Genomic DNA, 5899 nt, shown 5'->3' with positions numbered 1-5899 from the left:
TCTGACCTGCCTCAACCGGCGCGCGCTCGGAGGGACTCGAACCCCCAACCTCTTGATCCGTAGTCAAGTGCTCTATCCGTTGAGCTACGAGCGCCTGTCGGACCACCATAGCGGACCGACTGGGCAAGACTACAACACCAGCGGATGATCTCCGAGCGGGCATCAGTGTGGTGCTGGTCGGCGCGGCTCGCTGGTCGCGGCTCGCTGGTCGGTCATTATTGATCATTGATGTCATGGCCGCCAGCTGGTGCCGCTGTGTCTGATCTGCCTGTCGAGCCTCTGCCCGAGAGGATGCGGTGGGCTGGAGCGTCTTTTACCCGTGGAAGGGCCGCGGGAATCTCGCTCGCCGCGGGCATCGGCCTCGGCTCTGTAGGCTGGCTTCTGGGTCCGCCTCTCGTCGGAGGTCTCGCGGCGTTGGCGGGCCCGCAGGCCGCGTTGCTCGTTGTGATTGCCTTGGCCATGACGGTCACAGTCGGGGCATCTTCGCGTCCACGCTGTCTGACTGGTTGTGGATGTCTGGATCATGCGATCATTTGATCGTGCGATGAGTTCGCGACTATTGATGGGGTATGTGACGGATGCATGACCAGGATGCGGGTGGGGTCTGTGCAGTCGGGTAATCTCCGTAGGTGATCAGGGTCGGCGAGAGGGGATCGAATGCTCGCGCCGCTGGCTGCTGACGATCCGCGCTCGGTTGGGCCGTACCGCCTGCATGGCCGGCTTGGTGAAGGCGGTATGGGGGTCGTCTACCAGGGTTTTGCCCCGGACGACACGCCGGTGGCAATCAAGTTCCCGCACCGCAACGTTGCCGCGGATCCCGAGTTCCGCGCGCGTTTTCGGCAGGAGGTCACGGCTGCCCGGCGGGTGCGTGGCACCTTCGTCGCTGAGGTGCTTGACGCGGACGTCGACGCTCCCCGGCCGTGGATGGCAACCGCCTATGTGGACGGTGTGAGCCTGGCGGACGCCGTGCGTCGGCGTGGTCGCCTGGACGGCACCGCGCTGATGAGTCTCGCCGTCGGCCTTGCGGAGGCTTTGGTCGTCATCCATGGCGCCGGTGTGGTGCACCGTGACCTCAAACCCGGGAACATCATTATGGCGTGGGACGGGCCGAAGGTCATCGACTTCGGTATTGCCCGGTTGTCCGATGCCACCGTGAACACGAAAACTGGTTTCAGTATCGGAACTGTCGCCTGGATGTCACCTGAGCAGCTATCCGGCGAACGCGCCGGACCCGCTGCCGACATCTTCGCCTGGGGCACCTGCGTCGCGTTCGCCGCGACTGGCCGGCATCCCTTTGCCGCTGAGACGCCGACCGCGTCGATGGCCAGGGTGCTCGGCGGTCCCCCCGATCTTGATGGCATTCCTGATCCGTTCGCCTCGGTGATCGCCAGGGCGCTGGCCAAAGCGCCTGCCGAGCGCCTCACCGCCGCTGCCGTGGTGGCCGGTCTCACCGGTCGGCAGATACACGGAATCACCGAATCGGAGCAGATCGCGACGCGTCTCGTCCGTGGCGCGGACGTCCCGCCGCCGGCACGCCAGTACGGGCAGCCCCCAGCGACCCGCCGGGAAGCCCCGTGGCCAGGCTGGCAGACCCCGCCGCCACCAGGCGTGGGCGGCTATCCCGGCTCTTCGCCTGGGACGCCCCCGCCGGACGGCTGGCAGCGGCCAGCCCGCGAGGAACTGCTGACGCCGCAGCCAGCACCACCGGCCGCGGCGGAGGCAGATGCGGATGCGCAGGCAGGGGCGGCACCACCGGCCGCGATCGACCTGCGTCGCATGCTTGCCCCCCCGGGCCCGCCCCAACAGGGCTGGTTCGGTCGTTCCGTGCCGATGTCAATGCCGATTCTGGCCGTCCTGCTGGTGGCAGCGCTCCTTGCGCTGATTCCCGCGGCGCTGCGGGTACCGGCGCTCTACCGGAACGGTGATTTGTGGGATGTTTTTGGCGAATTTGGGATCGCGTTTCTGGCGTTGCCGGTATCAATCATCGGTCTTGTGGCCGGAAACCGATGGGGTAGTTGGCGTGACTTCGCGGGCGGCTGTGTCGTCGGCCTGTCAGTGATGTCGCTGGCAGAACTCGGTTGGACCCATGAGGTCATTCATCAGCCAGCCCATGTGGGTTGGTGGATGATTGTGCTGGGTGCCGCGGTGGCTATGATCACCGTTTTTTCCTGGCGAGGCTGGACCGCTGGTTGGAGTTCGGGGCGCTGGACAGCCCTTGTCCTGTTGTCAGTCGGGCTGGGCGTCGTCATGTTCACCCGGGCCTATCCCCTTTGGAAATCCTACCTCCTTCCCGAGCAAAGCAGCCTGATCGGGGCATCTGTTGTCGGGGGGCTGCTGCTTCTTGCCAGTCTGCTGGCGCCGTCCGGAGGCCCGGCATTTCTCATCACGGCGACAGCTGCCGGCGTCTGTGCGCTCGAGATGTTCCAGCCGGAACTTAGGATTTACATGGCGGACAGTTTTGCCGTGGCCATTGGGCTGGTAGCGCTGGGTTTACTGTGCGATCGCCGGTTGGACCGTTTCTTTCTCTTCGCGGCAAGGGTCACAGCCGCGGTGGCGCTCCTGCGGGTGAAGGTGCCGCTGTTTCTGCCGGCGCGCTTTTTTGTCCCTCTTGGCGGCACCAACCTGGACCTGCCGGATGTCCACGTCGCCGCTTTCGGGACGATCGCGGTGCTTGCGCTGTTCGGGGCTCGCGTCGGCGGCCCGCTGCTGCCGATGCCCGGACCGTGGCAACCGCCGTCGTCTTCCGTGCCCCCGCCATACCGGGCCAACAGGCCGTATGGCTGACCGGCCGTGAATCGAACCCTTCTCGCGGCCTTGGCGCTTGTGCCCGGTGGACCCGCGGCTGGTACTCCGGCTATCGGCTACTCCGACTATCGGCTGGTGCTCCGGCTATCGGTGGCGGAGGCCCGACAGGAGCTCCCGTATCAGCTCCCCTGTCTCAGCCTGAATCTTCAGGCCGCTTCGCGGTGGCGCGATCACGCGGTACATTTCACCGATCACGGCTTCGAGCGCTTTGCGGTCGCGTCGGGCCGCCACTGTACGTAACAGGTCTTGCCAGAGGACTTCGGCGGTCGGCACAGCGCGCAGGCCGGTCCGGCATGCCGCGACGGCGGTCAGGGTATCTCCATAGCCGAGCGTGAGCATGGCAAGTCGGTGGGCCACGTCCACAACCGCGGTCGTGGTCGCAGTCCTAATGGCGCTCGAGGTCAGCCAGCGGTAGCGCTGATCCGGCAGATTCGTCCACAAAGGACCGGTGACCAGCCGTAATGCATTGTTGAGATTCTCTTCGGCATCGGTGTCCGGCTGCTTGGAGCGACGGGCGTAGGCAACGAACAGGTCCCAGTCGCACCGGAGGTCGTCCGCGAGCCGCCAGGATCCGTCGGCGCTGGCGGTGATGCGCGGGCTGCCGCCGCTGTCTGGCCCAAGCCAGGCGCGGGCGTGGTCGAGAGCCGCCGTCACCACGTCGTCAGGTACGCCGTGCGGCCAGAGCGTCGTACTGAGGTCATGGATGGCTGTGCCGTCGCGATGCAGGGCGAGATAGATCACCAGTTCGGTCAGCAGGTCCCTGCGATCGGGCTCCAGCGGACCGGGAGCGTCGACGGTGACGGTCCCCAGAACACGGATCTCGGCTTCGCTCGGGCGGTAGAGGTCCACCGTCACAAACAGGGGTGTTTCTGGTCGAAGAACCAGTGCGGCCGAGGCGGATGTATGCAGGTCAGGCAGGGGCGAAGGCGGGCTGGCGGGCGGCTCGGGCCGGGGCAGCGTGTCATTTCCGGAGGCGCTGCCTGTGCGTGGTTTATTACCTGGGTCGGAGGTTTTTTGATCATTACTTTCCTGGCGCGGCCGGAGAGCGGGCGGTTCGACGCTTGCGCCGAGGGCCGTGTGATCGTGGGTTTTTTTGCGTGGGAGTTCCTCCTCACCTGATGCATCCGGGATGCCTGGAAGCTCGCCCGGTGGAAGCAGATGGGGGCGCCGTGCCTGAGGCAGCCGCGCTGCTGGCGCTGCTGGCGCCGGATGCGGCGCCTGGCTGCGTGTGTCATCCGGTCGCTTCTCACCTGGGGGAAGAACAGGCGGCGGCCGTCGGGCCACGGCCTCCCGCATGGACACCTGTGCCAGCGCTGTCTGCGGAGTTCCAGCGGATTGGGCGGGCGCAGCCTGGACCGGAAAGGACCGAGGCGGCGGGAGCGCCGGCAGGCCCGTGGCCGGGATCGTTCGGGACCCTGCGGACCCCGAGGCTGTCCCGCTTTCCCCGGCTTCCCTGCCTGCACCGGTATCGAGGGGATATGGCGGATTGAGCACCATGGCCCGTTCCCCTGGAGGTGACGGGGGCCTGGGCGGTGGGGTCGGTGGCGGCGTGGTTGCCGGTGGGGGCGGGTTGCCGGTGGGGGCGGAGGCGGTATCGGCGGGATGCTCGGGATCGGCGTATCTCTCTGACTGTCGGGCGCGCCAGGGGATGGCCTCCGCGCGCCGGAGCCGAGGGGGCGCATCCACCGCGGAATTTCCGGTACCCACGGGACGGGTGCCGGTGCCGGTGTCGGTGTCAGCTCTGGGCCGGGCGCCGACGCGGCGGCTGATGAACCCCCGTCCACAGACCGGACTATTTCGGCGTTTGGAAGAGCCGCCCATGGCATGTCCGTTATGGCGATGCGCGGCTGGGTACGGTCCGTGGCTTCCGCGCGGCTCGGAGCCGCCGGCAGCGCGCGTGGCTCGGGGCCGCGCGTGTCCCCGGACGTTGAACCCGCGTCAGGCTGGCTGAACATCGCCAGGATGGCCGCGTATTCGGGCGCTGACAACGTCAAGGCGTTGACGTCCAGCCCGAGGACACCCAAGGAGAGCCTGCGCTCGGCGTCTACCGTGAAGCGCCAGCGGGCCGCGGCAGTGTCGCCTACCGTGATTACCCCGATGCCCTGGGTGCGTCCAGCGGCGAGAACCGACAGCCGCGCGACATCGTCGCCGGACGGAGGCTCGGGCAGCACCAGCAGGTCCGGCGCCCACAGCGCCTGGGTCCGCGCTGCTTGCCGGCCTCGCAGCGCCGCGTCGAAGGTGCTGTTCACATCGTTTCCATGACCGCTGTGCTCCCGCCCGCTGCCGGCCGGATCCCTCGTGCCGCCGGCCGCGCCACCGTGCCGTGAGCCGCGATCGGACAGTTCACCCAGAACCTCGTCGAGGCTGCTACTGGTGCGCAGCCTGTCCGGGACGATCGGCGCGGTGAGGTCCGGAAAGCCAATCATGTAGACGCGGAGGTCATCCGACCAGAGGTTCGTGGCAAGTTCCACCGCGATGGACACAACTGCTTCACGAGCCACGGCGGCATCCCCGACCAGGCTGATGATCCCTGGGGCGCCTTCGATGTCCACGAGAATCTGGGCGCCATGGTCGTCCGTGCCAACCGTGGCAAGGCCCGGATAGGGTGCGGGCGTGCTCGCCGGAATCCCTGCGACAACACCCGCGGGCAGGCCGTCGGGCGTGTCGGCGAGCCGATCGATGAGCCAGTGTCCCGGTATCTCGCCAACTCGCCATGGCGGCGGCGGCCCTTCAGGTTCGGCTGGCGCGATGTGAAGCAGCAGCGCGGAATCGCTGAGAGTCGCCGCATACACCGGGGGCAGGGCACGACCGGCCTGGGTCAGCTCCGCGGAAAGCACCCGCAGCGCCTGGTCGACAAATCGGGCCGCCCCGACATCGGCGGCGAGGCGGAGCATGGTTTCGAAGTCATCGACCGCATCATCCGCGTTCCTCCGTGGCCGCCGTTCGGCAAGCGCCACCACCACTCCCGCGGCCAGCAGCGCGGAACCGGCGATCCCCCGTAAGGGCGTGATAACACCCGCGGCAGCCATGACCCCGGTATCGACCTTCGCGGCCACTGCGGTACCGGAGCCTTCGGGCTGGCTTTCACCGGTCG

General features: G+C 67.6%; 2 protein-coding genes, 1 tRNA gene and 1 pseudogene. 1 reads left to right on the top strand and 3 read right to left on the bottom strand.

Features of this window, described 5'->3' with window-relative positions; all coding sequences use genetic code 11:
- Window positions 1-21 precede the first annotated feature (21 nt).
- Window positions 22-94: transfer RNA gene (locus tag MJ783_RS15070), tRNA-Arg, on the bottom strand.
- A 563-nt stretch (window positions 95-657) separates the two neighbouring features.
- Between MJ783_RS15070 and MJ783_RS15065 the strand changes: the two genes are divergently transcribed.
- On the top strand, window positions 658-2784 hold the full coding sequence (locus MJ783_RS15065) for a serine/threonine-protein kinase (RefSeq protein WP_239396218.1): 2127 nt from the start codon (window positions 658-660) through the stop codon (window positions 2782-2784).
- A 105-nt stretch (window positions 2785-2889) separates the two neighbouring features.
- On the opposite strand, the gene MJ783_RS15060 is transcribed toward MJ783_RS15065, so the two are convergent.
- Together MJ783_RS15060 and MJ783_RS15055 are read right to left on the bottom strand one after the other, a co-directional pair.
- Entirely contained in the window at window positions 2890-3660 is a 771-nt protein-coding gene (locus MJ783_RS15060) for a bacterial transcriptional activator domain-containing protein (protein WP_239311072.1), read from the bottom strand.
- Window positions 3657-5899: pseudogene (locus MJ783_RS15055) on the bottom strand (hypothetical protein); the annotation flags it as partial. The gene MJ783_RS15060 and the pseudogene MJ783_RS15055, both read right to left, overlap by 4 nt.

Source organism: Protofrankia sp. Cj3, assembly GCF_917627355.1.
Lineage (GTDB): Bacteria > Actinomycetota > Actinomycetes > Frankiales > Frankiaceae > Protofrankia.
Note: the sequence above shows the minus strand (reverse complement) of the source record. Positions and strands in the feature narration are given on the sequence as shown.